This is a genomic window from Type-D symbiont of Plautia stali (assembly GCF_001485335.1).
GTDB lineage: Bacteria > Pseudomonadota > Gammaproteobacteria > Enterobacterales > Enterobacteriaceae > Pantoea > Pantoea vagans_C.
The window spans coordinates 1-1,530 of record NZ_BBOC01000181.1 but is presented as its reverse complement, the minus strand read 5'-3'; the positions used below and the strand labels follow the sequence as shown (position 1 = coordinate 1,530).

Sequence of the window (1,530 nt, the reverse complement as noted above, 5' to 3'; positions counted from 1 at the left end):
GTCCAGGGTATCCGGCACGCAGAGGATCTCCCCCTGCGCCAGCGTGTGGTCGCAGAAGGCGACGCTGCGGGCGGTGCCGGTGATGTTCAGCCCGTAGCGGGATGCAAAAAGCTGCCGCTGGTCGTCAATCAGCGAAACGAAGGCGGTGGACACGCGAAAAAGGCGCGCGGCGAGCGTGGTGAGCCGGTCCAGCGCGTTTTCCGGCAGCGCATCCGGCTGCTGATAGGGTGCCAGCGCCGCGAGGCGGGCCGCTTCGTGGTCTGATGTCGGGCGTTTCAGGGTCTGTCCCCTCGGTGGAATGAGCTGTGGCCGGCATGACACAGCAAAAAGGGGACACGTTCAATCAGACGGGGCCGCAGAAATCCCTGCCGCCCCGCCGCCGGAAGAAAGGCCCGTCAGCTGACCCCGCCGCGGGCGGGGTCAGGGATAACAGTGACGCCGGCTGTCCGGGCATCACGAAAACGTCATTTCAGGACCATTCCTGGCCGCGGTTCAGCGCTGCAGAGGGGCGCAGCGCAGGCAGATCACGCAGTCGGGGTGCCGCAGGCGCGCGGACTGGAGCGCGTGCCTGAGCGAGTAAAACGTGCCGAGAAAGCGGCCTCCGCCAGCTCGCCGCAGCCCGCGCAGTGCACCTCTTCAATCGCGGGGCGCCCGCGCCGCGCCGCATAGTAGTATTTACCGCTCATGTCCCTATCCTCTTATCGGCCGGGCCCGCCTGAACTTCAGTGGGCTGCAGGGGACAGAGCCTGCTACTTTTTCTTTTGCGGCACAAGGGCATAGTGCGGGTGACGTCCGGCGAGCAGCAGCAGGAGCTCGTACTCTCCCTGGCTCAGGGGGGCGGGATTTTTTGCCGCCTCCTTCATCTGCCAGACGCGCAGGCTGAGCTCAAACCGCTCGGCGGCGGCCTCCTGCGACAGGCCGGCGGCAAGACGGAGTTCGCGGACGTCGGAACCGACCGCGACGGGCCGGTATAAAAGCTGATTTCCCAGAGGATACTCCTTTCAGCGGTGCAGGCCGGAACGGACCGGCAGGACAAAAACAGTGCGGCGGGTGCAGCTGATGCTAAAAATCCATTACATTATCTTAACTTTCACGCCCCGATGCAATGCGCGCGCCGGTATTTACTGATGAGCGACTCCCCGGGAATAATTAAATCACCCTGCCGGTTCGCATTAATTATTCCACACCAGAGTTTATTTTCCCTCTCCGGCCCAGGAATCCTCTCCTTTGTTTACGAAATCCTGACAGAAGGATTATTCCGGTATTTTCCGGATAATTATTCGCCAGGATAGGCAGGGCTTAGTGGTGGCCATATTTATCGCGCCGCCACACCCTGTACCGATAAAAAGGATAACCTGATGAAAAACCGTGATTATATCCAGCGGCGGGTCCCCGCCGACCTGAGCCGCATAGACATCCGGGAGCAGTGGCAAATCACCTTCTGGACGCTGGAGCTGCGCACGACCCAGGAGCGTCTGACCCGGGCCGTGCGCGAGGCGGGCCCCGAAACCGACCGCGTGCGCGCGTGGC

General features: G+C 62.4%; 2 protein-coding genes and 1 pseudogene. 1 reads left to right on the top strand and 2 read right to left on the bottom strand.

All coding sequences use genetic code 11. The annotated features are described in order from the left end of the window. Positions 1–234 (bottom strand): annotated as a pseudogene (locus PSSD_RS27050) (GAF domain-containing protein); the annotation flags it as partial. A 515-nt stretch (positions 235–749) separates the two neighbouring features. Continuing rightward, positions 750–989 (bottom strand): hypothetical protein, encoded by a 240-nt coding sequence (locus PSSD_RS28315; RefSeq protein ID WP_039328794.1) that lies wholly within the window; start codon positions 987–989, stop codon positions 750–752. Positions 990–1,358: 369 nt separating this feature from the next. Between PSSD_RS28315 and PSSD_RS27040 the strand changes: the two genes are divergently transcribed. Beyond that, the coding region (locus PSSD_RS27040; protein WP_072215047.1) for a DUF3606 domain-containing protein at positions 1,359–1,530 on the top strand (172 nt) is incomplete at its 3' end.